Genomic DNA, 25616 nt, shown 5'->3' with positions numbered 1-25616 from the left:
AGCGTCTCCCGAACAGCACTACTGGCTCGGCTGCCCACTCCTAAGCCGTGTGCCGGAGAAAGAAGGTAGAGAATCAGGCCTGTTTCATTTTGTCAGTATAAGGCGGCCAGCCAAGTGGTTTGCCGGCAAGAACGTGCAGGTGGATATGGAACACTGTCTGCCCCGAATTTTCGCCGCAGTTCATGACAACCCGATAGCCATCGTCGGCAAATCCCTTCTCTTTGGCAATCTTCGCTGCCACCACATACAGATGCCCCACCAGTTCCCGATCATCCTCGGTAATGTCGTTGATCGTGGCGATGGCCTTCTTCGGAATAACCAGGAAATGCACCGGCGCCTGAGGGTTGATGTCGCTGAACGCCAGGGCAAGGTCATCCTCGTAGAGAATGTCGGCGGGGATTTCCCGGTTGATGATCTTGGTGAAAATCGTCTCTGACATGGTGGCTCCTTTTCGATTGTCTTTGGGATTGTTGTTCGGTGTTAAAGCTGATTCAGACCCGGAATCCGGGAAGTGATCTGCCTGACCACGGCCGGCAGCTCTTCATCCAGGCCCATGGCGTAGCGGGCTACACCGTTGCGGGCGAAGGGCAAAGCGCGGGCAGCGCCAAGCCCCAGGTTGCGGGCCAGGTGTACCGGCGGGATGGCGTTGCTGAACAGATGGTAGAACAGGTCCATGGCCAGCATCATGCGGCGGTTGGCGGGCCGGCGTTTCTGTTCGTATAGCGCCAGCCAGTGCTGGCTGGCCAGGTCATCGCCGCTGCGGCGGGCTTCTTTCAGCAGGCCCTGTAGGCATTGGGCGTCCTGAAAGCCCAGGTTCACCCCCTGGCCGGCCAGGGGGTTGATGGTGTGGGCGGAGTCGCCGGCCAGCACCACGCGGTTCTGGACATAGTGCTTGGCGTGCTGGCGGGCGATGGGGAAACTGGCTTTGGCATCGATGTGGTTCAGCGGCGGCAGGCGCGCCGGGAAGGCCTTGCGGATTTCCGTCATCAGGGTGCTGTTGTCCATGGCTTTGAGTTCGGCCAGCCTTGCCGGGCTGTCGTACCACACCAGTGATCCCCAGGTTTCGCCGGGGTATTGCTCACCTGCACTGTGTAACGGCAGGAAGGCTCTGGGGCCGCTGGGGTAAAAGCCCTGCCAGGTAATGTCCTCGGGCTGGCCCAGGTAGCGGACCGAAATCACCATGGCTTGTTGTTCGTACTGGTCACGGGTCACGCCAATGCCGGCCAGTTCCCGCACTCTGGACATGGCGCCGTCCGCCCCGACAATCAGTTGGGCGCTCAGTTCTGTACCATCGTCCAGGGTTATCGTTGCACGCTCGGCATTCTGTGTCAGTGCCTTGAGCCCCTGGCCGGTAATCAGCGTGACGTCGGGTTCGTCCTGTAAGGTTTGCCACAGGGCGTTCTGGGTGATGCTGTTTTCGACGATATGGCCCAGATGGCCTGCGCCGAGATCGGCCGCACTGAATTCCACTTCGGTCAACGAGCCGGGCAGCAGGCGGCTGAGCGGGTGCGGGGTCTCGTCCCACACGGCCAGGCGGCGATAGGGTGTGGCGCGCATGGCCTGAATGCGAGGCCAGGCGCCCAGGCTTTGCAGGTATCGCTCGCTGCCTGCACTGAGCGCCGATACCCGGATATCGGGGCTGGCATCCGCGTCAAAGTCCGAGGGCTCGGCTTTGTCAATCAGGCCGACCTTGATGCCCTGCTGGCCAAGGCCGTTGGCAAGGGCGGCGCCGACCATGCCGGCGCCAACGATGATCATGTCAAATGCTTGGTTCATATCCGGTTCCTGTCTGATGGCATCAGTTTACGCGATGCCACGGGCCAGACAAGCGACCGGGATCAATCCGCCGGGTTTCAGTACCCCGCGAGTCTGGAGACGGTCTTTTCCTCAGTGGTTTCCGGCCGTTGACGGCCTTTCGTCAGCCAGGCCGGTTTCTGGGCGCCTGGCCGAGTGAAGCCCTGGTTGATCACCATGGGGTGAACCAGTTGCAGGAAGTCTGCGGTTTTCATGTGAATGGATTCGGTGTGGGTGCCGGCGGCGAAGGCCAGTTCCGGCTGCTCCGTCAGCACTTCGGCGCAATAGACCGTCATGCCGAACAGGTTGCCGAACGGTGGCATGGCGCCCACCTCGCACTCGGGAAACCGGTCCTGGAATTCCTGTTCGTCGGCAAGATCCACGAAATCGGTGTCCAGCACCCGGGAAAGTCGATCCCAGCGCACCCGCCAGGTAGCAGGCATCACCAGCATGGCCATTTTGCCATCGAGTTCGATGATGACGGTTTTAACAACCCGGTCGCCGGCGATCTTGACGTGGTGGGCCAGCTGCTGGGCCGTGAAGGCAGGGGGATGGGAGAGGCACATGTATTCCACACCTGCCTCGTCCAGGAACTCTGTTAACTGCTTCACCGGCATAGTCACAACCTCCTGACAGCATGGTCGGTGTTGTGGAGCCATCCGCCTTCCCGGGCCTGGCCCCGATGGCAAGAGGGGCGGGCGCCCCTTCTTACCGTCAGCTTAGCCCAGGTTGAGCTGTTTGCGAGTATCCATCTGTATTTGTGTGTAACCGTTCGCGTCATTCGGCCTTGTACATGTGTACATCGCGCTGAGGGAACGGAATGGTGATACCTTCTGCGTCAAAGGCCTTTTTCACTTTCTCCTGCATGTCCCAGTAGTATGGCCAGAGGTCGTCAGTGGCAACCCAGGCACGGAACATGAGGTCGACAGAGCTGTCACCGAGGGCGCCAACACAGATTCGCGGTGCCGGGTCTTTCAGTGAGCGCTCATCTTCGTCAAACAGGCGTTGAAGAATGGCTTTGGCCTTGTCGATGTCGTCGTCATAGTGAATGCCGAAGGTCATGTCGCAGCGGCGTTTGTCATAGATGCTGACGTTAACCAGCGTTGCGTTGGACAGGCTGCCATTAGGGATGACGATACGGCGGTTGTCGAAGGTGTTTACCACGGTGTAGAGAATCTGGATTTCCGCCACGGCGCCAAGGTAGCCCTGGGCTTCAATGGTGTCGCCCACCTTGAAGGGCTTGAAGATCAGGATCAGTACACCACCGGCAAAGTTGGCGAGACTGCCTTGCAGCGCCAGGCCGATGGCCAGACCGGCGGCACCGATAACCGCGATGAACGACGTGGTGGCAATGCCGATCATGGAGGCGACCGAAATCAGCAGCATGATCTTGAGCACGGCGCCAATCAGGCCGCACAGGAATTTGTTCAGGGTGGGGTCTTTTTGGCCCAGTTTCTTGTCAAGAACCGAAACAAAACGGTTGATCAGCCACATACCCACAATCAGGGTTATGATGGCCAGCAACACCTTGGGGGCATAGGCCATGGTCAGGGCGACTGCCTGATCCATCCATTGGGTAGCCTGCCCGTCGGCACTGAAGAGGTCTTCCATAGGGGAGCTCCTTGTTCGTTAGTGTTTTTTGAGGTGTAACTGCCTGGACAATCGATTGCCGCAAGGGAATCTGACTCTACGCAGTATAGAGCACAAATGGATTAAACCTGCATTGCGCGGAGATGTTGTAATCGCTTTATTTCAGGAGCTTGTGGTGGTTTCTGGCGTAGTCGCGAATGGTTTCCGGATTGCCGCGTACAAGAATCCGCCCCTGTTTCTGGCTGAGCTGGTAGTCGTACATCGGGTCGTAGTAGTCGTTGAGCAGGGTTTCGATCCAGGCATGGTGGCGGTCCAGGGTGCCGGTCGCCTGTTGCTGGTCGAGGGCCTGGGTCATCAGGTCTCGGAGCTGCTGGTAGCGTTCACCACCCAGGCGCCGGCGTATCCGGTCCAGGGCGCTGAGCAGGTAATCCCGGAAGTTGAGCCAGCCGGCCTCTTCACCGTCTCTTGAAATGTAGTCCTGCAGCATGGCCTCTACGTAGTCGGCGCGAATGATCGCAACCCGCTCTTCCATGGGTTGTTCCAGAATCATCAACGGCGATTCCGCCATTCGTGCCCGCAGGGACTCAGGCAGGGCGCAGCGGCCGATCAGTCGGCTTTCATCTTCCAGGTAGATCAAACCGCCGGTCAGGTGATGCGCCTTCAGCATGGCAACCGCCACACGGTTCTCGAAGTCTATCTGGGAAGGTTGCGGCGTAACCTGTCGGCCAAAACTGGAGCCTCTGTGGTTGGCCAGTCCTTCAAGGTCGACCGGATTGGGCAGGCCAAGCAGGACGCGGGTTTTGCCAGTGCCGGTGCGTCCGCTGAGAATCCGGTAATCACCGTTGGCAATCAGTTGGTCCAGGCTGTCGATCAGGAAACGCCGAAGCGCCTTGTAACCACCCTTCACCAGGGGGTAGTCAATGCCTGCGTCTTTGATCCATTGCTGGGTCAGCCGTGAGCGTAGCCCGCCACGAAAGCAGAAAAGGTATCCCTCGGGGTGTCTGGCGATGAAGCGGTTCCAGGCTTCTATGCGCTGCGCCTTGATGTCGCCTGAGACCAGTTGGTGGCCCAGCTTGATGGCTTCGTCCTGACCTTTCTCCTTGTAGCAGATACCCACCCGGTGCCGTTCTTCATCGTTCATCAGCGGTGCATTTTCAGCACAGGGAAAACTGCCTTTGGCAAACTCCCCCGGTGCCCGCACATCCATTAACGGGATGTCGTTCAGGAACAGGTTGAGGTAGTCATCGGTGTCGGGTCTGCTGGCCATTTCCATGAATCGCTGTTACTCAGAGTGAGGCGGCAGTATACCGGACTGTTGATATCCCGGCCAAAGGGTACAATGCCGCCTCGGAAACGGCCTGAAAGGACCAGTGATGAATCCGGAAACACTCAATCTGCACCTGCGCAAAACCCTTAGTCGCGGCCGGGTGGCCCAATCGGCGCCGGCCGGCTGCCCGGAGATACCGCTCTACCTGTTTGACCCGTCTGTGCTTGAGGGGCCACTAAGTCATGACGAGGCCCAGGCCGTGGTGGCGGAGCCGGCCTATTGGTCGTTTTGCTGGGCCAGTGGCCAGGTGTTGGCCCAGTGGATTCTGGACCACCCGACGCTGGTGGCAGGCAAAACCGTGCTGGATTTTGGCTCCGGCTCCGGCGTGGTAGCGGTGGCTGCTGCACGGGCGGGTGCGGCCAGAGCCATTGCCTGCGATATTGATCCGGCAGCGCTGGATGCTGCAGCAGCCAACGCTGAGTTGAACGGCGTGCAGGTGGAGCTGTGTGCGGACTGGGCGCAGCGGCCCGGGCACTTGGACCTGATCACCGCGGCTGATGTGCTGTACGACCCGGAAAACCGGCAACTGCTGGAGGCCTTTCGCGGCTCCGCTGAACAGGTGTTGCTGGCAGACTCCAGAATCAGGAACCTGGCCAATCCGGCCTATAAAAAGCAGGCAGTGATTGAGGCCAGAACCTGGCCGGATCTGAATGAATTCGAGGAGTTCAACAAGGTGCGCATTTATTTCGCGCGGGGCAGGGTGTAGCCGCAAGCCGTCAGGCGTGGCAGAAAAAATAAAGGGCAACCCTCGGGCTGCCCTTTGCAGGTACTGAACCGCCATCCTGAGCAGTTCAGATTCGGAACAGGTTGGCGCCTCCGTGCGCGGTGGGCAACTGCCTTGTTGCCAGTCCTTGCGTCCGTTCCCTGGTGCCGGCGTCCGAGCCAGCCATCCAATTCGTTATCCCTTAAGCGAGGCGTCCCTGTGTCCTTGCCTCTCCCCACAATCCATGCAGGGGTGCGTCCGGTGCGTCGTCCTTTTCCCTGTCATCCTTGACGTTGAACATCATACCAATCCCACCTTTACAGACGTGTGAACTGTGCACGATTTGTTGAACACGAAACTGCGGTCATCAATGTTTTTTGTTAAAAATCATAAAGATAGGATGAATTTCTGGGTGAGCGCTCGCGTCTGCGCACGCTACGCGGCTACATGTTCTTACATGCTTGTAGGAAATGTCTCACGCAGAGTCGGGCGAATTTCTCAAATCCACTTCACCGGCATTGCGGATGCCCGGCCAGGGCAGCATGCCGATCGCGATGCCCAGGGCATCCGCCAGAACATCGGCCATGGAAAAATCCCGATAGGGGAGGTTGGCCTGGACCGCTTCGAGCGCCAGGCCGAAGCCCAGCAGGGCAGGGGCGTACCAGAATGCACTCAGGCGAGGCCAGGCCAGCCGGGTGACAATGGTCAATTCAATAAACGCAATAATGTGGTTGACCTTGTCGTTGGCGGCTGCAGGGATGGGGTAGCTGGAGCTGGTTGTGGCCAGGTACAGGATGGCGGCCACCGAGATCAGCAAGACTGCCTGCCAGAGCCGGCGCATGCGCAGAAGGTTAGAGACGGTTTGCTGAAATGGGAGCATCAAGTCATCCGGGTGTGGTTGCAGGCTGTGGGAACGATCCTGACATGATATGCTTTGCGCCCCGTTTTTGTCATGGCAGCGGAGGATCATCAGCGATGCTCAAGGGTAACTTTTTCAGAGGACTGGGTTATCTGGGTGAAGGTTTCAGGCTGATCCGCCTGCCGGGCCTGCGCCTGTTTGTCATCATTCCCCTTGTGATCAACATCCTCCTGTTTGGTTTGATGTTCTATTTCATGGCGGAGCTGTTTTCGGTCTTGATCGCCGGGGCCATGGCCTGGCTGCCGGATTGGGCCTGGTTGCAGGCACTGGACTGGCTGTTCTGGTTACTTTACGGCGTGGTGATTCTGCTGATGCTGGCCTACGGTTTCGTGATTGTTGCCAATCTTATCGGCTCGCCGTTCTACGGTTATCTGGCCGAACTTACCGAAAAGCATCTGACCGGCCAGGAAGTCAATCCGGACGAAGGCTGGGCGGCGCTGCTGAAGGATACCCCACGAATTCTCTGGCGCGAGGTCCAAAAGATCGCCTATTACCTTCCCCGCGCCCTGGGCCTGTTCATCATAGGCCTGATTCCGGTCGTCAACCTGGTGGCGGCCTTACTCTGGTTCCTGTTCAACAGCTGGATGATGGCGTTGCAGTACGTGGATTATCCGGCGGACAACCATAAAGTCAGTTTTGCCCGTCTGCGCCGGGATCTTGCGGCCCAGCGGCTGTCAGCACTGGGTTTCGGCTTGCCGGTGGCCCTGGCGGCCATGGTGCCGGTGCTTAATCTGGTGGTGGTGCCGGCTGCGGTGTGCGGAGCAACCGCCTACTGGGTGCGGGAAAATACATCGAATCAACAGTAATTTGCTTGCGGAGGTTTCTTGGAAACATCGGAATTTGTCATCGGTCAGCGTTGGGTGAGCCACAGCGATACCGCTTTGGGTTTGGGTATCGTTACCGACATCTCGGGGCGCAGAGTTACCCTGGGGTTTCCGGCGGCCGATGAAGAGCGCACCTACGCCATCGATAATGCGCCTTTGTCGCGCATTGTCTATCAGCTGGGTGAGGAGATAGAGACCTACGACGGCGAGCGTTACATTGTTCGCGCCGTTGAGGATCTCCACGGTGTTCTGATGTACCACGCCGATGATGGCGAAAATATCCAGCAGATCTCCGAGGTAAAGCTGGCCGGTTCGGTCAATTTTTCGGCACCGCACCAGCGCCTGTTCGCCGGTCAGTTTGACCGTAACGGTGCCTTCCGGTTACGGGTCTCCACGCTCCAGCATCTCGATCGGCTCAGAGCTTCGCCGGCCCAGGGGTTGATTGGCGCCCGTACCCAGCATTTGCCTCACCAGCTATACATTGCCCACGAAGTGGCGCGCCGCCATGCCCCCAGAGTGTTACTGGCCGATGAGGTGGGTTTGGGCAAAACCATTGAGGCTGGCCTGATCCTGCATTATCAGCTGCACACCGGCCGAGCCCGAAGGGCACTGATTGTGGTGCCGGATTCACTGATTCACCAGTGGCTGGTGGAGATGCTGCGCCGCTTCAATCTGCGCTTCTCGATAGTGGACCAGAGCCGCTACGACGACATCAAAGCCCAGGAAGACGATGTAGACGCCCTGGTAAACCACATCTTCGGCGACGACGACAGCGTCAACCCGTTCGAGGCGGACCAGCTGGTGTTGTGCAGTCTCGATTTTCTGGTGCAGAGCGAACAGGCCCGTGACCATGCCCTGGCGGCGGGTTGGGACCTGATGGTGGTGGACGAAGCCCACCACCTGGCCTGGTCGCCGGAACAGGCCAGCCCGGAATATCAGCTGGTTGAAAGCCTGTCTGAGGCCAGCAAAGGCCTGTTGCTGCTGACCGCTACGCCGGAACAGGTGGGTGTGGCCAGTCATTTCGCCCGTTTGCGCTTGCTGGACCCGGCACGGTTCCACTCCCTGGACGCGTTCCGGGAGGAGGAACAGCAATACGAGGTCATCAACAAAGTGGTGCGCCGGCTGCTTGAAACTCTGGACCGAATTGATCCGGAAGATAAAATCGCCCTTGCTGGCTGGTTGGGTGATGAGCTGGAGGAACTTCTGGCCCGAGATGGCGCCCACCAGGCGGTGATTGATGCGTTGCTGGACCGCCATGGCACCGGCCGGGTGCTGTTCCGCAACACCCGGGCAGCGATTCAGGGCTTCCCGGAGCGCCAGCCGCTGCCGGAACCCCTGCCGTGTCCTGCTCTTTACGATGATTGTCGCTACGGTGATGTTGGCCTGGCGCCTGAACAGACGGCGCCGGAAGAGCAATGGCTGGCGGACGATCCGCGAGTGGCCTGGCTGGAGAAAAAACTGGCCAGCCTGCGCCCGGCCAAAGTGGTGGTGATCTGCGCCCGGGCTGATACGGCCATGGCGCTTGAGCATTACCTGCAGTTGCGGGCCGGCATTCGCAGTGCCGCCTTCCATGAGCACCTGAGCCTGCTGGAGCGGGATCGTGCCGCCGCCTATTTTGCCGACAGCGAGCAGGGCGCCCAGGCGCTGATCTGTTCGGAAATCGGCAGTGAGGGCCGTAACTTCCAGTTTGCCCACCACCTGGTGCTGTTTGATTTGCCCGCCAACGCGGACCTGCTGGAACAGCGGATTGGCCGGCTGGACCGCATCGGCCAGACCGAGGCCATCCGGATTCACATACCCTACCTGCAGGGCACCAGCCAGGAAGTACAGTACCGCTGGTTCCAGGAAGGGCTGAACGCCTTTGCCGAGAGTTGTGCCGTCGGTGTGGCGGTTCACGACCAGGTGGGTGACGAGTGGCAGAAGGCCCTGGACGGCGATGACGCTGCCCTTGAACCCATGCTGGCAAGCAGTGCCGAGGAAACTGCGCGGCTGAAAACCCTGCTGCACAACGGCCGGGATGCCCTGATTGAGCTCAACTCCTGCCGCCGGGATGAAGCCGAAGCCTTGATTGCCAGTATCGAGCAGGAGGAAAGCTCGGCCCAGGTCCGTGATTACATGGTGCAGGCGTTCGATATTCTGGGTGTGGATATAGAAGATCACAGCGAGCATGCCGATGTGCTCAAGCCTGGCGAACAATACCAGGCTGGCCATGTTGCCGAGCTGCCGGAGGACGGCCTGACCGTCACCTGGGAGCGTGAGCAGGCCCTGCAGCGGGAAGATATGGCGTTCATGAGCTGGGAGCACCCGATGGTGACCGGCGTGATGGATTCTGTCACCAGCTCGGGCCTGGGCAAAGCGGCGCTGGCCAATCTGTCCGTGAAGGCACTGCCACCCGGTACCCTGCTGCTGGAGGCCCTGTTTGCCGTACACTGTCCGGCGCCGGAGTCCTTACAGTTGACCCGCTATCTGCCGGTTTCGCCGCTGCGCCTGGTGGTGGATGTGAATGGACGGGACCTGTCCAACGCGTTACCTCATGATCGCCTGAATGAGCTGTGTTCCAACATTCGCCGGCGCACGGCACAGGCCATCGTGCCGAAAATCCGGGCCGAGGTGGAAACCATGGTGGACCACGTTGAGCGCCTGGCCGAGCCGCATCTGGCACAGCTGCAGGCGCAAGCCCTGGCGCAGGTTGAGGCGGGCTTTGTTCCCGAGGTGCGCCGGCTGGAAGCCTTGCAGCGGGTAAACCCGGCCATTCGCAGTGAAGAAATCGATTATCTGCGCGGCCAGCTGGATGCTGCCCGGGAAGCGGTGGGCCACGCCAGTCTTGCGCTGGAAGGTATTCGGGTGATTGTTACCTCCTGAAGTGGACTAACTGGCTGAGTTGCGGGCGTTATCTGGCAACATGGCATCTGATAGAGTAAGTTGAACGTAACGAAGTGTTATAAGGCTTTGGTTATTGTCCAAAGACTCCAATCCACGGAAGACAGAGAGAACCTGTGATGACGTTGATACTGTTTCTGATCGCACTGGGCGGCCTGCTGTTTGTATTGCGCCGTGAATCCGGTGCAAAGCCTGCTATTGGTGTTATGGCCGTGGTGGGTGTGATCGCCCTTTTCTCGGGCTCAGGCTGGCTCGCGCTGGTGTTATTTGTCGGTGCGGCCATTACCGCGATGGCGGGGCTGCCGCAGTTCCGGATCAACTGGCTTACCCCGCGGGTGTTCGCCATGTTCAAGAAGGTGGCGCCCAAGGTCTCGGAAACAGAAAAGGTGGCGCTGGAAGCCGGCACCGTCGGCTGGGACGGCGAGCTGTTTACCGGCCGCCCGGACTGGCACAACCTGCTGATTAACCGGCATACCGGGTTGAGCGACGAAGAGCAGGCGTTCGTTGATAATCAATGTACCCAGGCGATTTCCATGTGCAACGCCTGGGATCTGGCGGTGGAACGGGCTGACCTGCCGAAAGAGTTGTGGGACTTCCTCAAGAAAGAGAAGTTCTTCGGCATGATCATTCCGAAGGAATACGGTGGCCTGGAGTTTTCGGCGAAAGCCCAAACCGCCGTGCTGCAGAAGCTGGCTGCCAACGAAATGCTGATGGTGACCGTAGGTGTTCCCAATTCCCTCGGCCCCGGCGAGTTGCTGGTCAAATACGGCACCGAAGAACAGAAAAACTACTATTTGCCACGCCTTGCCGATGGCCGTGAGGTGCCTTGCTTTGGTCTCACCGGCCCGCGGGCAGGCTCGGATGCAACGTCGCTGCCGGATACCGGCATCGTCTGCAAACAGAAAGTGGATGGCAAGGAAGTGCTGGGCATCCGCCTGAACTTCGAGAAACGCTGGATTACCCTGGCGCCGGTGGCCACCGTGGTGGGTCTGGCGTTCCGAATGTTTGACCCGGACGGTCTGCTGGGTGACACCAAAGACTATGGCATTACCTGTGCGCTGATTCCCCGGGACACCGACGGCATGGAAATCGGTCGTCGCCACTGCCCCATTGGTACTCCGTTCATGAACGGACCGATCAAGGGCAAAGACGTGTTTATCCCGCTGGATTACATCATCGGTGGCCAGGAAATGGCCGGCCAGGGCTGGCGTATGCTGGTTGAGTGTCTGTCTGTCGGCCGTTGTATCACCCTGCCGTCTGGTGCGGCTGGTGCGGCCGCGTACTCCGTGGGCACGGCTGGCGGTTTCACCCGCATTCGCCGTCAGTTCAATACCCCGGTGGCGGATATGGAAGGTGTGCAGGCGCCCCTGGCCCGTATCGCTGCGAAAACCTACATTGCCCAGTCGGCGGTGAACCATACCGCCAACATGATCGACCGGGGCGAAAAACCGGCGGTGCCGTCGGCGATCCTCAAGTACCACCTGACCGAGTTCCAGCGTGAAATCCTGACCGACGCCATGGATGTTCACGGTGGTAAAACGGTTACCCTCGGCCCCCGTAACTATCTGGGGATTGGTTTCAGCGGTGCGGCGGTATCAATCACCGTTGAGGGTGCCAACATTATGACCCGCAGCCTGATGATCTTCGGGCAGGGTGCGATCCGTTGCCATCCGTACGTTCTGAAAGAGCTGGCAGCCAAGGATAATGACGACATCAAGGCGTTCGATGAGGCGTTCTTTGGCCATGCCGGCCTGATCTTTGGTAACGCCGCCCGTGCGTTCACCCAGGCCCTGGGCGTCGGCAAGGCCGATGTGCCGTTTGACAGCGCTTCGCGCAAGTATGCTCAGGCCCTGGCACGGTTCAGCTCCGCCTTCGGGCTGTGTGCCGATGCCGCCATGACCACCCTGGGTGGTGAGCTGAAAATGCGTGAGTTGATCTCCGCCCGTCTCGGCGACATGCTGTCTAATCTCTACCTGGCATCCATGGTGCTGAAAAACTGGCATGAGACCCAGCCAGTGGAAGGCGAGAAAGAACTGATGCAGTACAGCCTGGCATTTTTGCTACACCGTACTGAACAGGCCCTGGATGAGTTCCTGCAGAACCTGCCGAATCGTCCGGTGGCCCTGGCCCTGCGGGCGGTAACCTTGCCGCTGGGATGTCGTTGGGATGCGCCTCACGATGATCTGGCACGCAAGCTGGCGCGGGCGATCTCTACCGATACGCCCATCCGCAACAAGCTGATGGCGGGTGCCTGGACCACCGACGGCGAAGGCACCGTGGAAAATCCGGTAGCCCGCTACAACGGTCTGCTCAAGGATTACGACAAGGCCGAGCAGCTGTACCGCAAAGCCACCAAGGCCTATGCCAAGGGTGAACTGCCGATGACGGCATTGCACCCGGAAGAGCGCTTTGAAGCGGCTCTGGAAGCGGGCATCTACACCAAGGAAGAAGCAGATTTCATGCGCCAGTATGAGCAGGTGGTGCTGGAGATGCTCACCGTGGACGATTTCCCTTTTGATGAGTTTGCCCGCAAAAAGGACACCCTGATTGACCACAACCCGGCCTGACGGAGCAGGATGAGATGTGGCTCTCAGTGGTTGCAGTCAGCGTTGGCGCCGTGATCGGCGCCAACCTGCGTTGGGCGCTCGGCTTATGGCTGAATGCCAGTTACCACGCGGTACCCTGGGGCACTCTGGTGGCCAATCTCAGTGGCGGCTGGCTGGTTGGCTTGTTGATTGGCTTTTTTACCCAGAGTAACGCCCTGGCGCCGGAATGGCGTTTGTTTGCCATCACCGGGTTGTGTGGTGCGCTGACCACCTTCTCGACCTTTTCGCTGGAAATGTTCGGTGCACTGCAGGAAGGCAAGTGGGCCATGGCACTTACCGGCATTATCGCCCATGTGGTGGGGTCTATTCTTATGACTGCCCTGGGCTTTTATACCTTCAGTCTGATCAAGGGCTGAACTTTGCCCAGGCGGCGCCGGCACTGTGTATGAGTACCTACATAAATTATTGAAAAGACCCTTGGCAAGCCGGGAATTCCGGAGTAGAGTGGTTCTCGTAGGAAAGATTAGCCAAGCAGTTCATGAATAAGACGTACCTCCGCAGTTAGTAGTGACCGTCCTGTTTTTGATCCCGCGAGTTCAGTTTTTCCGTCAAACGCTGACCAACACCATGAAGGTGTGTGGCAGCAGATAATATGATTGATTTCAGGAAGTTTAAGTATGTCTACTACTACCGGTACTGTTAAGTTCTTCAACGAAGCAAAAGGCTTTGGCTTTATCACTCGTGAAGGCGGCCCGGACGTATTTGTTCACTACAGCGCCATTCAGGGCTCTGGTTTCAAGACCCTGGCCGAAGGCCAGCAGGTCGAGTTCACCGTAACTCAGGGCCAGAAAGGTCCTCAGGCGGAGAACGTTGTTGCTCTGTAATCCCCACGGGATTCCGCAATAACCAAGAAAAAGGCAGCTTCGGCTGCCTTTTTTGTTGGCATTTCAGGCCATTAGCCCGCAGCGACTGGGTCAGCGGGCGAAGATCTCACTATAGAATTGCATGGTGCCGTTCCATGAACGATTAGCGGCGGCTTCATCGTAGGCGATGGGCATCCCGAACTGTTCGGCAACCTTGTCTGCGCCAGAGTTGGTGAAAGAGTGGGTAACCCCGGGGAAACTCACCAGCGTCAGGTCCACTTCGGCGTTCTGCATCTCCCGAACCAATCCTGCCACCTGCTCTGAAGGCACCATCGGGTCGGCGCCACCGGTGTAAACCTGCACTTTGGCTTTTACCTTGCCGGCCTCTGCCTGAATCGGGCTGGCCAGTGCCCCGTGGTAGCTGACCACCCCCGCCAGATCAACGCCAAGCCGAGCCATGTTCAATACTACGGCTCCGCCGAAACAGTAACCCTGGGCGGCAATACGGCCGGCATCCACGCTTTCGTGGTTCTGCAGCAGCTCTTTGGCCTTCATGAAACGGGCTTTCACCTGATCCATGTTTTTGGTGGCTTCCTGCATGAACTCCTGGGCGGTATCCGGGTGTTCAGCCAGCTTGCCGTCACCGTACATGTCCAGGGCAAAGGCGGTGTAGCCTGCCGCGGCCAGTTTTTCTGCCTGCTCACGGGCGAAGGCATTATGGCCCCACCATTCGTGAACCACCAGAACGCCGGGCCGTTTGCCCTCGTCCTCATCATCCCAGGCCATGTAGCCGCTAAAGGTTTGGCCATCCACTTCATAGGTGACCGTTTCGGTGCGAAGTTCCGCGTTGGCACTGGCGCCGGCAATGGCCAGGGCGAGCGCAGTGAGGTGTGTTGTTTTTCTGATTCCAGGCATGTGGGTCATCTCCTTGTGTGGTTTCGGGTTCCTTGTCATACGAGTGTTCAGACATACCCGATGAATACTGCTTACAGAACCAAATGATCTGAGAACGCCGGATTCGCGAACAAAATGGCATCAGGCGCTGCTTTCAACCTGACCGTTCTTGACTATAGTTAAGAACAGGAACGGTGATAAGTCTGAACTCGTTCAGGCACCGTATCCACCCATACCAATAACATCAATAACGAGGGGGTGGTCTATGCTCCTGTCACACGCGTTTGGTCTGTTTACCCACCCGGACCAAGAGTGGGCATCCATAAAGAAAGAACACGAACATCCAACCCGGCTGTATGTTGCCTATGTGGTTATTCTGGCAGCCATCGCGCCGATCTGTGCTTACATCTCAACCGCGCATTTTGGCTGGTCTGTCGGCAGCGAGCGACTGATCAAGCTGACCGAAATCAGTGCGTTGCAGCTGAGCGTCCTGACATACATTGCGATGCTGGTGGGTGTGTTTGCCCTGGGCTACGCCATCAACTGGATGGCAAAAACCTATGGTGCCAAAGAGGAACACGTACCTTCTAACGGTATCGCCCTTGCGGCTTATTCCTGCACTCCATTGTTCCTGGCCGGCTTCGCGCTGCTGTATCCGGTGCCATGGTTCAACGCGGCAGTGTTTCTGGCGGCAGCCTGTTACGGTGCCTGGCTGATGTATGACGGCCTGCCTATCGTGATGGGGATCGAGAAAGAGCGTGCGGTAATGTACGGCGGCGCCCTGCTGACCGTTGCCCTGGTGATTCTCGTTTCTACTCGTGTAGGCTCCGTCATTCTCTGGAACTTCGGTGTCGGCCCCGTGTTTGTCAGCGGATAGCCGTAACCCCCAATCATCACCCATCAAAGGGGAGCTTCGGCTCCCTTTTTTTGTGAACTGGTGCTGGCCTCTCCCCGCTTGTCGGTATTTGCCACAGCGATGTCGTAATTCAGCAACGCGGTTTTCATCTGAGCAGTCTAGCGTTTGATCTGCGGTCGCAAGTCGTGCGGCTGCCCACAACAGGACAAGCTCGGAATGAATAATAAGGGGAACAGAATGGCACGGTTAACACGCAGGGATTTTCTGAAAGCCTCGGCCTTGGGGATGGGAGCGGTAGCGGTCTCAACCGGATTGGCGGGTTGTGTGTTCGACAGCAGCGACAAGCGCAGTGTGGAATTCACCCATGGTGTCGCCAGCGGCGACCCGTTGCAGGATAGCGTCATACTCTGGACGCGTGCGGTGCCGGATCGGGGTACCTCCGTAGACGTGGGCTGGGAGATTGCCAGGGATGCCGAGTTTGATGAGATCATACACTCCGGCACCGCCGAGGCCAGCGCAGAGCATGATTACACGGTGAAGGTGGATGCCCGGGGCCTATCCGATGGCCAGCGCTACTTCTACCGTTTCCGCTCCGCCAACAGCACATCGCCTGTTGGTACTACCCGAACCCTCCCTGAGGGCAGCATTGATCAAGTGAAGCTGGCTGTTGTCTCGTGCTCCAACTATCCGGCGGGCTATTTCAATGTGTATCGGGAGATTGCCACCCGACAGGATCTGGACGCCCTGGTTCATTTGGGAGACTACATCTACGAATACAGCAGTGAGGCCGACAGCTACGCAGCAGCTGACGCCGAGGCATTGGGGCGCACCTTTCCGGAGGCCAATAATCGGGAGTTGATTACTCTGCAGGATTACCGCCAACGCTACGGCATTTATCGTAAGGACGATGACCTTCAGGAACTGCACCGCGTTATGCCGTTCATCGTGGTATGGGATGACCATGAGGTCACCAACGACACCTGGCGCGAGGGTGCAGAGAATCACAATCCGGAGCTCGGCGAAGGTGATTTCGGGGAACGCAAAATGGCGGCCTTGCGGGCCTTCTTTGAGTGGATGCCGATCCGCCCGGTGATTGAGGGCAGTAACGAAACCATCTATCGGAGTTTTCGGTTTGGTGACCTGGTTGATCTGCATATGCTGGATACCCGCATTATTGGGCGTGACCAGCAGCTGGATTACATGAACTACCTCGGGGAGGGTGGCCTGGATGTGGATGCTTTCCGGTTGGCCGTCGGAGATTCGAACCGCACCCTTCTGGGCGCCGAACAGCTTTTGTGGTTGCAGTCGGCACTTGCGCAGGGGACGGGTACCTGGCAGGTGCTTGGCCAGCAGGTGCTGATGGGGCGCATGAACCTGCCCGCCGAGCTGCTGATGGCCATTGCGACACAGAATCTGGAAAACCTGCCGGCATCACTGGCCGAACTGGCAACGCTGAAAGCCCGGGCGCTGCAGGATGATCCCACACTTACCGAACAGGAGCTGGCGCGGCTTGAACTGGCAGCACCCTATAACCTGGATTCCTGGGATGGCTACCAGTACGAACGGGAAGTGGTTCTCGCCACCGCCCGGCAGCTGGACAGGAACCTGGTGGTGCTGGCCGGTGATACCCACAATGCCTGGGCCAACAACCTCCGGGATGTGGAAGGGCGACAGATTGGAGTGGAGTTTGCCACGGCCTCGGTGACCTCGCCTGGGCTGGAGGGGTATCTGGGGCTGCCGGCCGAGATGATTCCGCAAGCTGAGCAGGGCATCGCGTTACTGGTTGATGATCTGGAGAGCCTCAATATCAGCCAAAGAGGCTATATGTTGGTGACGTTTACCCCGACCGAGGCGCGTTCAGAGTGGCATTTTCTGGATACCGTGAAAAGCCGGAGCTATGAGAGCCTCAGTCAGGCCACGATTTCTCTGCGCACACTGCCTGGTTCCGAAGGGCGCCGCCTGGAGCAATCTGCAGGGTGATATCACGATGGGCCCGGGCATTGCCCGGGTCAGTTCAATCACGGTTGTCGCTCGCGCCCGTGGAAAGGCGGGCGATAATCCACTTCTCCAGCTCTACCACCAAGAGCAGGAAAACCCCAAACGTCAGGCTCAGTAACAGGTTCGTTGCACCGGGCCCCGTGGTGCCAAACAGCAACTGTAAGGGCGGCGCATAGGCAAAGGCGGCTTGCAAAATCACCAGAATGCCAATGGCGATCCAGATAGGAGGACTGCCAAACAGGCCGCGCCAGTTGAGCACCGAGGAATACAGGTGGCGCACATTGAACAGGTAGAAAATCTGCCCGGCTACAAGTGTCATGATGGCTGCCGTGCGGGCCAGTTCAAGATCCGCTCCCTGGCTGGTGAGCCAGTAGAAATGACCGAAAGTGCCCGCCCACAGCAGTAGCCCGACAAACGGTATGCGCCATAGAAACCCACCGGACATCAGGGCCTGGCGAGAACTGCGGGGAGGGCGCGCCATGGTGCCTGGTTCGGTGGGTTCAAAGGCCAGAGCCATGGCCAGCGTGACAGCCGTCACCATATTGACCCAGAGTACCTGAACCGGTGTCAGTGGTAATGACATCGCAAGCAGGACCGCCATGAAAATGGTCAGACCCTGGCCCGCGTTGGTCGGCAACAGGTAAAGAATGGCTTTGCGAATATTGTCGTAAACCGTTCTGCCTTGTTCCACGGCGCGGGCGATGGTGGCGAAGTTGTCATCGGCAAGCACCATCTCGGAGGCCTCTTTGGCAGCTTCGGTGCCTTTCTTGCCCATCGCTACACCGACATCGGCCTGTTTCAGCGCTGGTGCGTCGTTTACGCCATCACCGGTCATGGCCACGACGTCTCCATGGGCCTGGAGCGCACGGACCAGCCGCAGTTTGTGTTCCGGGCTGGTGCGGGCAAAAATGGTTACCCGGGAAACGGCTTCGACCAGTTCTTGCTCCGATAGGGCCTCAAGCTGCTGCCCCGTCATTGCCGGTTCCTCCCCGGCAATTCCGAGTTGGCGGCCGATAGCCTGAGCGGTGCCGCTGTGGTCGCCGGTGATCATCACGACCCGGATTCCCGCTGCCTGACACTGTGACACCGCCTCAATGGCCTCCTGCCTTGGGGGATCCATGATGCCGTACAAGCCCAACAGTACAAGGTCAGACTCGACTTCGTGCCATTCCAGATGAGTCTGGTCGCCTGGCATTTTTCGGCAGGCCACCGCCAGAACTCGCTGGCCTTCGTCGGTGATAGCCTGCATCCGATCATGCCAATAATCGTTGTCCAGTGGCTCCGGTTCAGTTGTGCCCATTTGTGTAGAGCATCTTTCCAGAACTCGTTCGGGTGCGCCCTTGAGAAAGATCCAGTTTCCGGTTCCATGTTCGTCGTCCCTGTTCAGGGTGGCCATGAACTTATGTTCGGAGGCAAACGGTATGCGATCCAGTTGGTGCCAACGATGGTTCAGGTCGTCAGGGTTCAGCCCCGCCTTGCGCGCGACTGCCACCAGAGCGCCTTCTGTCGGCTCTCCATTGAGTATCCAATCGCCGGCCTTTTCTGCAATTTCGGCATCATTACAAAGAAGTCCTGCCCGTAACATCTGGATCACGGCCGGGTCGTCGTTTGGATCGAACGGCTTGCCGGATTCCTCAAACTCCCCGACGGGTTCGTAACCGACACCGCTGACGGTCAGGCTCCGGTGAGCCATTTCTACCGTCTCGACTTTCATCTCATTGCGGGTCAGAGTGCCGGTTTTGTCCGAGCAGATTGTGGTTACGGCACCTAGGGTTTCGACCGCGGGCAATCGTCGGATGATCGCGTTTCGGCGCGCCATTTCCTGCACGCCAATGGCAAGCGTGATGGTGAGGATAGCTGGCATCCCCTCGGGAATGGCCGCAACGGCCAGGCTGGCCGCCGCAAGAAACATCTCTGCGAGCTCGGTTTGGCGAACCCAGTAGCCGACAGCAAACGTCAGGGCTGATACCATCACGATCACAGCACTCAACCATCGTCCGAAGATGGCGACCTGGCGCAGTAAGGGTGTTGTGACAGCTTCTACCGACTTCATCAGCTCACTTATGCGGCCAATCTCTGTTTGCTGGCCGGTGCCCACCACAACGCCGTAGCCATTGCCAAAGGTGACCAGTGTGCTGGAGTAAGCCATATTCGCCCGATCCCCGAGGGGCAGTTTTTCCTCCAGTTCAGCTTCCTCTTTATCTGACGCTTCGGATTCACCGGTCAGGGCTGCTTCTTCGATTCTCAGGTCGGCACTTTCGATCAGCCGAATGTCCGCCGGTACACGATCGCCGGCCTTGAGTCTGACAATGTCGCCAGGCACAAGCATTTCGGCGGCAACCTCCTGGCGCTTGCCGTCACGAATGACCTGGGCGGTCGGTGATAACATGTTGCGAATGGCGCCGAGGGCGCGCTCGGCTTTGCCTTCCTGGAAGAAGCCGACCAGGGCATTGATCAGAACGACACCGAGAATGACACCGGTATCCACCCAGTGCGCAAGCAAGGCTGTGCCGAGCGCAGCCAGAACCAGGATGTAGATCAGAATGTTGTGAAACTGACGCAAGAAGCGGATGAGTGGGCCAGGGCCATCGACCGCAGGCAGCCGGTTATAGCCATAACTGGCAAGGCGTTGGCTGGCCTCGGACTCCGCAAGGCCGCGATGATCGGTTTCAAGGGCGATCAGGGCCTCTTCAGACCCGATGCTATGCCAGGGACGATTCAAGTCAGTGGTGTGGCCTGGTGCTCCTGCCGATGATGGCTGAGTCGGAACTTCGCTCATGTGGGGTCCCTCCGGCGAGATTTTCTTGATTATGCCAAACTCTGCACTGCATCAAATGGGAAATCAGCGCCTCTTGTGGGATTTTGCGCCAGGGATCTCGCCCCCCGGGGTGCTCAGGGCAAGCCCCGGGTTATCACCGAAGGATCTCCGCGACCTTCCACGGCTGCCAGTTCTGCGCTGGACAGCCACTCGCCCGGCGGTTTGTCCATAACGTCGGCACAGGCCGCCAGGGTGTGGCCCCAGGAACACTGGTTGGCGAACAGCATGCCGGCTTCGTTCAGGGTGCCGCCGCGGTTGATGTATCCCAATACCCGTGAATGGGCGGGCTGGGGGAACAGAGTGTGCAGGTGTCCCCGGAATACTTCCGGGCGCATGTGGGTTAGCGCCACTCGCCGCTGCATCCGGTGCGGGAACAGTCGTTCCCGCTCGAACTCGGTCAGGCAGGCTGCCGCTTCAAGGGGATCCCGGGGCTGGCGGAACCGGCCCGGTTCCTGTAAGTAGACCAGACGGAACGGCGTTCCGGTTTCCCGCAAACGTTCGCAGGCGCGAATGGCCTCTGACAGTTGATAGGCACCATTGGCAATCAGCAGCAGGGGCTCCTCACCGGCAGAGGTGTCTTCGTCGACTACCAGGGCACCGTGCCTGGCTAGGCGTTCAGCCTCGTTGGCATTGAACACACAGGGCCGGTCGCGCTTCGGGATCACCATGCAGCTGATTCTTCCGCGTTCGGTGAATACCGACGGCAGAACCGCGAGGGCGCTGTTGTAGTCGGCAGGGAAAAGCACCCGGGATACATCGCTCATTTCACCCAGCATGGCCTCGCAGAATGTGGTGTCCTGATGGGACTGCTCGTTCTTGCCGTTTTCCCAGGTGTGGGAGGTGGCTATGATCGGGAAGCCAAGCCAGCGGGCGGGCCTGCCCACCTCTTTCTGGTGCCTGGCAAAGATCAGCTCCTGCCGCACCGCACCGAGCATTTTTACGCAGAAGGCCTCATAACTGGCGACCAGATTCAGGCCTGCCTTGTTCCCCAGACAGGCAGAGACCACCGCTTCCTCGTTGAGGGCAGTGATGATATGGCCGTGAATGGATTCGTCATCGCTTTCCGGATCGTTTACCCGATGCCTGAGGTCCTTGAGAACACCCGTCAGCCGATTGCTTGCCAGTTCATCCGGATTGCCTACTCTGGGCCGAAGATCCGGATTGCTCTTGGTCAGTGCCCGGAAGAAGGCGTCCACTGCCGTCATCGGTGATGACTTGTCCTGGCTGTAAGGCAATACCGGAACCTGGGGTTCACGTGGGTTGCGCAGTGCCAGGGGGTGATCCCGCTCAAGGGGGCGCTGTTGCTGACGGTGCTCATTAAGCGCAGCGACGGCCCATTCAAGTTCTTCCGGACGTACCCACAGGGGCTGGATGTGCTCGTTGAACAGGTCCCGGGCCCGGGTATCCAGCCGTGGGTTGCCCGGCAGGGGCAGGTTGTGGGCGGAATTCTGGCCGGCACCGTAGAACCCGAAACCCTTTGTGGTTTCGGCGATACCGTAGGGGATACGGACAGGGTAGCTGGCTTCACCCCGGCTGGCGGCGTCGCCGTGGGCCGCCAGTGTCCGTTCCATATCAAGCAGGGTGCAGACAAACGCCGCCGGGTCTTTGCCATCGAAACGTACCGGCTCAAATCCATGTGCCTCAAGCAGCTCGGCGAAGCGTTCCAGCCCTTCCCTGGTGCCCAGCTCGGTGCGCTGTTCAATTCTTCGGCCATTGGCAATCATGATCGGCAGAACTTGCCCGCAATCGTCTGCCCGCCACCAGCGCGGAATCCAGTCGCTGCCTCTCTGTTCCTCGGCGGCGCCGTCCGAGAGGAAGGCCACCAGCGATTCGCCCGGCAGCGGCATGTGGGCGTACTGCAGTTCGGCAAAGCCCAGGTAGCCGCCCTCCAGGATGCCCCCGGCGGTATGCGGATTGACGTGGCTGCCGAGGGGAGAGGCCATGGCACCGTCGGGCTTCTGGCGGTAGCTGTAGAAGTCAGCGGCAAGCCGCGACAAACCTTCAGGTGCCAGGTAGCGCGCCCGCTGTTCCGGATGCAGGTTGCCCGTCAACACGTTGAGGGCGTCGACGGCGGCAACGCAATGGCCCTGGCCCATCAGCCAGCTCCGGGTTTGCCCGGTCAGGTTGTTCAAGGCCAGATAAGCTGCGTAGGCAGGCACCATATTGAGGGCGCCACCGGTATGGCCTTCAGGTGATGCCTTGAAATCCTGGGCAGCCAGAGGCGCCCCGGAAATGTCCACCCGGTTGCAGTAGGTCATGTGCACCACCAGCCAGAGCCCTGCGCTGGTTAGCCGGTCGAGGTACGCCAGTTTCTGGTAGACGGTATCGGTATCGGGCTGCAGGCCATCCGCCACCAGTTTTCGGGCCAGGGCCTGAACCCTGGCTTCGGTGTCTTCCGAGTGGCGGATAACACCATAGCCCTGCTGCCAGCGTTGGTAGGCTGCACTGTTGTATGCAGCAGCCGGCGATGGAGCTTGTACGTTGGGCGATGGCATGGTGCGGCCTCCATGGCTTTCGAGCTTGAGAGTGTGAAAGAAGTGTAAAACGCCCGGCCCGGGGAGCCCTTGATTCAGGTCAGTCGTAATTGCATCTTTTCGGAAGCGTCACAAAGCCACGAGCGATGGGTTGGGTTATCGGTAGAAACGTTATAGGATGTTTCTTTCAAACTTGTCCTGAAAGGAATCAGACAATGAGCAAAGCTATCGTGCTGTTGGGAGATCTTGGTTCAGACCATCAGGGTTTCCCGCCCACCCCGGTTCTCGCCGGTTCTCCCGATGTACTCGTGGATGGCAAGCCGGTTGCCCGTCTGGGCGACCCCCTGGCACCCCATTCCAAGCCCAAGCACTCCAGCCACCCCAGAGTGATTGCAGAAGGGTCATCTTCGGTAATGATCAATGGCAAGCCGGCTGCCATCACTGGTAGCGCCGTATCCTGCGGCGGGGTGACGATCGGCAGCGGCTCAGTGATTATCGGGGGCTGACCAGCGCTGCTCTGACCCTTTCAGGGCGTGCCCAGTAGTAACCCTGGCCGTGCAGGCCGGGGAACTGCTGCAGCCACAGGGCGATGGCTTCATCCTCTACCCCTTCAACAACCACATCAAGGTCCAGCGCCTCGCCTAACTCCAGGGCTGCTCGCAGAATTTTCTGGCGGACCGGGTAAAGCAGTACGTCTTGCAGGAAACTGCGGTCAATCTTCAGTTCATCCAGCGGGAAGCTGGCCAGGTTGCCCAGGGATGAGTGCCCGGAACCGAAGTCGTCAAGGGCAATGCGGAACCCCATGCTGCTCAGGGTGCGGATGGCGCGCCGGGCCACTTCCGGGTCGGCCATGGCGGCGGTTTCGGTAATCTCAAGAATGACTTGGTCGGGGCTGACCCCGTGCCGGCGGGTGATGGCGCCGGCTTCCTCATGGAACAATGGATGGGCAACGTCTTTGGCAGAGATGTTAACCGCAACACCGATGCTATCTCCGTAACGCTGTCGCAAGGCTGTAAAATCCTGGCAGGCCTGGTCCAGTACCCACAAGGTCACGGAATGAATGATACCCACCTGTTCGGCCAGGGGAATCCAGTGATCCGGGGGAATCCGGCCAAATTCCGGATGTTGCCAGCGAATCAGCGCCTCGGTTGAGCGCACCTTGCCATCCCGAATGCTCACCTTGGGCTGGTATTCCAGCCACATGTCGCCGCAGCGCAGGGCATCTTCAACATCCAGCATCAGGATTTGCTGTTGGTACTGCCAGTCGGCAATGGCCGGGTCGTAGATCGCCATCGGGCGGGTTTCATCCAGTGATGCAAAACCGGCGGAGGAGAGCACACTGGCGGCATCGGTACCATGCTCAGGCGCATAGGCGACCCCCATCGATGCCGCCCAGGAGAACGAAAACCGCCCCTCACGGAAGTTCTCTGACAGCCAGTGACTGACGGTTTCCAGTAATTCGCGATCCTGTGCCGGATCACTGCCGCGATCCATGGCGAAGGCGTGGTTGACGGTGTCGAGTGTGGCGATGCCGTAGCCATTGATCATGATCAGCCGATCACCGAGAGTGCGTTTGAGGTAGCGGTTCAATAGACGCAGGTATTGTTTGAGCAGGTCTTCGGCTGTCCGGTAGCCCAGGGCCTGCTCCAGTTCGTTGAACCGCGCCAGGCGTATCAGGCACAACGTGTAGGGGGTTTGCTGACAGTCGATGTTGCCCAGGGCTTCTTCCAGCATCGGCCGGTTCGGTTTGCCGGTAACCCGATGGGTTTTCAGTACCCGGTCATAATCCCGCTCGATGCGGGCTCGCAGTTTCTGTTCCTCCTGCACCCGAATGTCTGAGCTCAGGCGACGCTTACGCTCTTCCAGCAGCAGACGTCCAACACCGCTGGTCAGTATCAGCGATCCGGCGGCTGCCCCCAGAAAGAAGGCGGAGTCGGTCAGCGGTGTGACCGGGAACCAGCCGATGGTCCTCAGGGAACTAATGACGGCACCCAGGACAATGGCAAGCACCGACAGTGCGTAATAGCGGGCGTAAACGTGTTTGCGAAGCTGGCTGAGGACCAGGGCCAGGATGAAGGCGCCACCGGCGGCGCTGATGATCAGAAAAACGTCTTGTCCGAGTAATGGCAGTGGTAACGGGGCGGCCAGCAAATGCAGCCCGGCAGCCATGCTGAAGCCCCGGAGAATTCTGCGGCCCGTGCGGTGGATGGCCATGAAATGGGGGGTGAATTCGCACAGCGCGATCAGGCACAGCGACAGGCTGACCGAGAGCAGTGAGTTGAGCTCTGGCATGCCCGGCCAGAATAACCATAGCCCGAGGCCATCCATAACCAGCTGGCTGTAAATGACGCCGATCATCAGCACACTGAGCCAGGCAAGCCCGGGGCGTTTCAGCTTGGCGACGATGCTCAGGTTGAGCAAAAGGGCGAACACCAGCAATCCGGTAACAAACGATTTCCACGCGGTGCTGAAGGTACCTTCGCTGACGACCTCATTGCCTCCTGCAACAGACAGCGGCAACATCACCGGGCCGCTGTTCCTCACCTCCATCAGCAACACGGTTTCGCCGGGCTGAAGAGTGACGGGCCAGATCCACTGGGGCAGGGCCACATAGCGGTTATCAAACGGGTATTGGTCACCCATCACCGGGAGCGTCTCGATGGTACCGTCCGGATGAATCAGAGCCGGCTGGAGGTGATCCAGATAGGGGGCCGGTACCACCAGTTGGCTGTCGACCGGTTCCTGTCCCTCGGTTGTCAGAGTCATCCGGAAAGTGGCGGGCATTCTCGGATAGCCGATGCCGGCACGGTCCTTTGACAGTGGTTCCCAGTTCCCGGAATGCCAGCGTTGCTGTTCAAGTACCTCGGCCATTGGCGCGAGCAGGTAGTGGGACTGCGGGTGCAACCTGACTGGAGAAGCACTGCCAATGGTTGCCGTCAGGGTCTGGTCGGGGGCGGCGGAAGGTGCATTGAGGAGCGCAGCGGTTAGGCCGTAGCCGGCGGCCAGAAACAGGATGAGGAAGGGGAGCCAGCGATTCAGTGATTGCAAAAAAGGCAGCCTGGTCAGCGGGGGGCGGCTGGTCTGGTTTGCGGGTTCGGAATCCATTCGGTGAACATCCTGGCAACGTGGT

At 59.2% G+C, this 25616-nt stretch carries 19 protein-coding genes; 9 read left to right on the top strand and 10 right to left on the bottom strand.

Annotated elements, in window-relative coordinates:
- Window positions 1-73: 73 nt before the first annotated feature.
- The 5 genes from C7H10_RS05145 to mnmH form a co-directional block, all read right to left on the bottom strand.
- Entirely contained in the window at window positions 74-439 is a 366-nt protein-coding gene (locus C7H10_RS05145) for a histidine triad nucleotide-binding protein (protein WP_061330868.1), read from the bottom strand.
- 41 nt (window positions 440-480) lie between these two features.
- Window positions 481-1776 (bottom strand): FAD-dependent monooxygenase, encoded by a 1296-nt coding sequence (locus C7H10_RS05140; protein WP_106694007.1) that lies wholly within the window; start codon window positions 1774-1776, stop codon window positions 481-483.
- A 77-nt stretch (window positions 1777-1853) separates the two neighbouring features.
- The gene (locus tag C7H10_RS05135) at window positions 1854-2411 is read right to left on the bottom strand and encodes an aminoacyl-tRNA deacylase (protein WP_072676099.1); all 558 of its coding nucleotides are present in this window, start codon (window positions 2409-2411) and stop codon (window positions 1854-1856) included.
- Between the two features lie 160 nt (window positions 2412-2571).
- Entirely contained in the window at window positions 2572-3405 is an 834-nt protein-coding gene (locus tag C7H10_RS05130; protein ID WP_072676100.1) for a mechanosensitive ion channel family protein, read from the bottom strand.
- A gap of 136 nt (window positions 3406-3541) precedes the next feature.
- On the bottom strand, window positions 3542-4651 hold the full coding sequence (gene mnmH / locus C7H10_RS05125) for a tRNA 2-selenouridine(34) synthase MnmH (RefSeq protein ID WP_106694080.1): 1110 nt from the start codon (window positions 4649-4651) through the stop codon (window positions 3542-3544).
- Window positions 4652-4757: 106 nt separating this feature from the next.
- Here mnmH and C7H10_RS05120 point away from each other — a divergent pair, with 106 nt between their 5' ends.
- Window positions 4758-5417, top strand: coding sequence for a 50S ribosomal protein L11 methyltransferase (locus tag C7H10_RS05120; RefSeq protein ID WP_106694006.1), 660 nt, complete (start codon window positions 4758-4760; stop codon window positions 5415-5417).
- A 472-nt stretch (window positions 5418-5889) separates the two neighbouring features.
- Here the strand turns inward: C7H10_RS05120 and C7H10_RS05115 are convergent, their stop codons facing one another.
- Window positions 5890-6294, bottom strand: coding sequence for a VanZ family protein (locus C7H10_RS05115; protein WP_106694005.1), 405 nt, complete (start codon window positions 6292-6294; stop codon window positions 5890-5892).
- A gap of 95 nt (window positions 6295-6389) precedes the next feature.
- Between C7H10_RS05115 and cysZ the strand changes: the two genes are divergently transcribed.
- The 5 genes from cysZ (at window position 6390) to C7H10_RS05090 (ending at window position 13467) form a co-directional block, all read left to right on the top strand.
- Window positions 6390-7139: a sulfate transporter CysZ gene (gene cysZ, locus C7H10_RS05110; RefSeq protein WP_106694004.1), complete on the top strand. Its 750-nt coding sequence runs from the start codon at window positions 6390-6392 to the stop codon at window positions 7137-7139.
- An 18-nt stretch (window positions 7140-7157) separates the two neighbouring features.
- Entirely contained in the window at window positions 7158-10019 is a 2862-nt protein-coding gene (gene rapA, locus C7H10_RS05105) for an RNA polymerase-associated protein RapA (RefSeq protein WP_106694003.1), read from the top strand.
- Between the two features lie 137 nt (window positions 10020-10156).
- A complete protein-coding gene (locus C7H10_RS05100; RefSeq protein WP_208622799.1) occupies window positions 10157-12604 on the top strand; it encodes an acyl-CoA dehydrogenase in 2448 nt (815 codons plus the stop codon).
- A gap of 14 nt (window positions 12605-12618) precedes the next feature.
- Window positions 12619-12999 (top strand): fluoride efflux transporter CrcB, encoded by a 381-nt coding sequence (gene crcB, locus C7H10_RS05095; RefSeq protein WP_061330859.1) that lies wholly within the window; start codon window positions 12619-12621, stop codon window positions 12997-12999.
- Window positions 13000-13260: 261 nt separating this feature from the next.
- Window positions 13261-13467, top strand: a complete 207-nt coding sequence (locus C7H10_RS05090) for a cold-shock protein (protein WP_008172950.1) — start codon at window positions 13261-13263, stop codon at window positions 13465-13467.
- 90 nt (window positions 13468-13557) lie between these two features.
- Here the strand turns inward: C7H10_RS05090 and C7H10_RS05085 are convergent, their stop codons facing one another.
- A complete protein-coding gene (locus C7H10_RS05085; RefSeq protein ID WP_106694001.1) occupies window positions 13558-14361 on the bottom strand; it encodes a dienelactone hydrolase family protein in 804 nt (267 codons plus the stop codon).
- A gap of 244 nt (window positions 14362-14605) precedes the next feature.
- Here C7H10_RS05085 and C7H10_RS05080 point away from each other — a divergent pair, with 244 nt between their 5' ends.
- Entirely contained in the window at window positions 14606-15217 is a 612-nt protein-coding gene (locus C7H10_RS05080) for a Yip1 family protein (protein ID WP_106694000.1), read from the top strand.
- Window positions 15218-15433: 216 nt separating this feature from the next.
- The gene (locus C7H10_RS05075) at window positions 15434-17176 is read left to right on the top strand and encodes an alkaline phosphatase D family protein (protein ID WP_106693999.1); all 1743 of its coding nucleotides are present in this window, start codon (window positions 15434-15436) and stop codon (window positions 17174-17176) included.
- A gap of 34 nt (window positions 17177-17210) precedes the next feature.
- Here the strand turns inward: C7H10_RS05075 and C7H10_RS05070 are convergent, their stop codons facing one another.
- Together C7H10_RS05070 and C7H10_RS05065 are read right to left on the bottom strand one after the other, a co-directional pair.
- Window positions 17211-19973: a cation-transporting P-type ATPase gene (locus C7H10_RS05070; RefSeq protein ID WP_106693998.1), complete on the bottom strand. Its 2763-nt coding sequence runs from the start codon at window positions 19971-19973 to the stop codon at window positions 17211-17213.
- Between the two features lie 113 nt (window positions 19974-20086).
- Complete coding sequence (locus tag C7H10_RS05065; protein WP_106693997.1) at window positions 20087-22507, bottom strand: phosphoketolase family protein; 2421 nt, start codon at window positions 22505-22507, stop codon at window positions 20087-20089.
- Window positions 22508-22701: 194 nt separating this feature from the next.
- Here C7H10_RS05065 and C7H10_RS05060 point away from each other — a divergent pair, with 194 nt between their 5' ends.
- Window positions 22702-22992 (top strand): type VI secretion system PAAR protein, encoded by a 291-nt coding sequence (locus C7H10_RS05060; protein WP_061330853.1) that lies wholly within the window; start codon window positions 22702-22704, stop codon window positions 22990-22992.
- On the opposite strand, the gene C7H10_RS05055 is transcribed toward C7H10_RS05060, so the two are convergent.
- Complete coding sequence (locus C7H10_RS05055; protein ID WP_106693996.1) at window positions 22979-25591, bottom strand: EAL domain-containing protein; 2613 nt, start codon at window positions 25589-25591, stop codon at window positions 22979-22981. The two genes, C7H10_RS05060 and C7H10_RS05055, sit on opposite strands and share 14 nt — an antisense overlap.
- Between the last annotated feature and the right edge of the window lie 25 nt (window positions 25592-25616).

Origin of the sequence: Marinobacter shengliensis (genome assembly GCF_003007715.1) — a bacterium.
Taxonomy (GTDB): Bacteria; Pseudomonadota; Gammaproteobacteria; order Pseudomonadales; family Oleiphilaceae; genus Marinobacter; species Marinobacter shengliensis.
The sequence above is the reverse complement of the archived record's forward strand: the minus strand, read 5'-3'. Positions and strand labels throughout refer to the sequence as shown.

Coding starts and splice junctions, on each gene's coding strand:
- crcB (WP_061330859.1), top strand. CDS start 12,619: ATGTGGCTCTCAGTGGTTGCAGTCAGCGTTGGCGCCGTGATCGGCGCC.
- C7H10_RS05060 (WP_061330853.1), top strand. CDS start 22,702: ATGAGCAAAGCTATCGTGCTGTTGGGAGATCTTGGTTCAGACCATCAG.
- C7H10_RS05090 (WP_008172950.1), top strand. CDS start 13,261: ATGTCTACTACTACCGGTACTGTTAAGTTCTTCAACGAAGCAAAAGGC.
- C7H10_RS05075 (WP_106693999.1), top strand. CDS start 15,434: ATGGCACGGTTAACACGCAGGGATTTTCTGAAAGCCTCGGCCTTGGGG.
- C7H10_RS05055 (WP_106693996.1), bottom strand. CDS start 25,591: ATGGATTCCGAACCCGCAAACCAGACCAGCCGCCCCCCGCTGACCAGG.
- C7H10_RS05130 (WP_072676100.1), bottom strand. CDS start 3,405: ATGGAAGACCTCTTCAGTGCCGACGGGCAGGCTACCCAATGGATGGAT.
- mnmH (WP_106694080.1), bottom strand. CDS start 4,651: ATGGCCAGCAGACCCGACACCGATGACTACCTCAACCTGTTCCTGAAC.
- cysZ (WP_106694004.1), top strand. CDS start 6,390: ATGCTCAAGGGTAACTTTTTCAGAGGACTGGGTTATCTGGGTGAAGGT.
- C7H10_RS05145 (WP_061330868.1), bottom strand. CDS start 439: ATGTCAGAGACGATTTTCACCAAGATCATCAACCGGGAAATCCCCGCC.
- C7H10_RS05120 (WP_106694006.1), top strand. CDS start 4,758: ATGAATCCGGAAACACTCAATCTGCACCTGCGCAAAACCCTTAGTCGC.
- C7H10_RS05085 (WP_106694001.1), bottom strand. CDS start 14,361: ATGCCTGGAATCAGAAAAACAACACACCTCACTGCGCTCGCCCTGGCC.
- C7H10_RS05070 (WP_106693998.1), bottom strand. CDS start 19,973: ATGAGCGAAGTTCCGACTCAGCCATCATCGGCAGGAGCACCAGGCCAC.
- C7H10_RS05080 (WP_106694000.1), top strand. CDS start 14,606: ATGCTCCTGTCACACGCGTTTGGTCTGTTTACCCACCCGGACCAAGAG.
- C7H10_RS05065 (WP_106693997.1), bottom strand. CDS start 22,507: ATGCCATCGCCCAACGTACAAGCTCCATCGCCGGCTGCTGCATACAAC.
- C7H10_RS05115 (WP_106694005.1), bottom strand. CDS start 6,294: ATGCTCCCATTTCAGCAAACCGTCTCTAACCTTCTGCGCATGCGCCGG.
- C7H10_RS05135 (WP_072676099.1), bottom strand. CDS start 2,411: ATGCCGGTGAAGCAGTTAACAGAGTTCCTGGACGAGGCAGGTGTGGAA.
- C7H10_RS05140 (WP_106694007.1), bottom strand. CDS start 1,776: ATGAACCAAGCATTTGACATGATCATCGTTGGCGCCGGCATGGTCGGC.
- C7H10_RS05100 (WP_208622799.1), top strand. CDS start 10,157: ATGACGTTGATACTGTTTCTGATCGCACTGGGCGGCCTGCTGTTTGTA.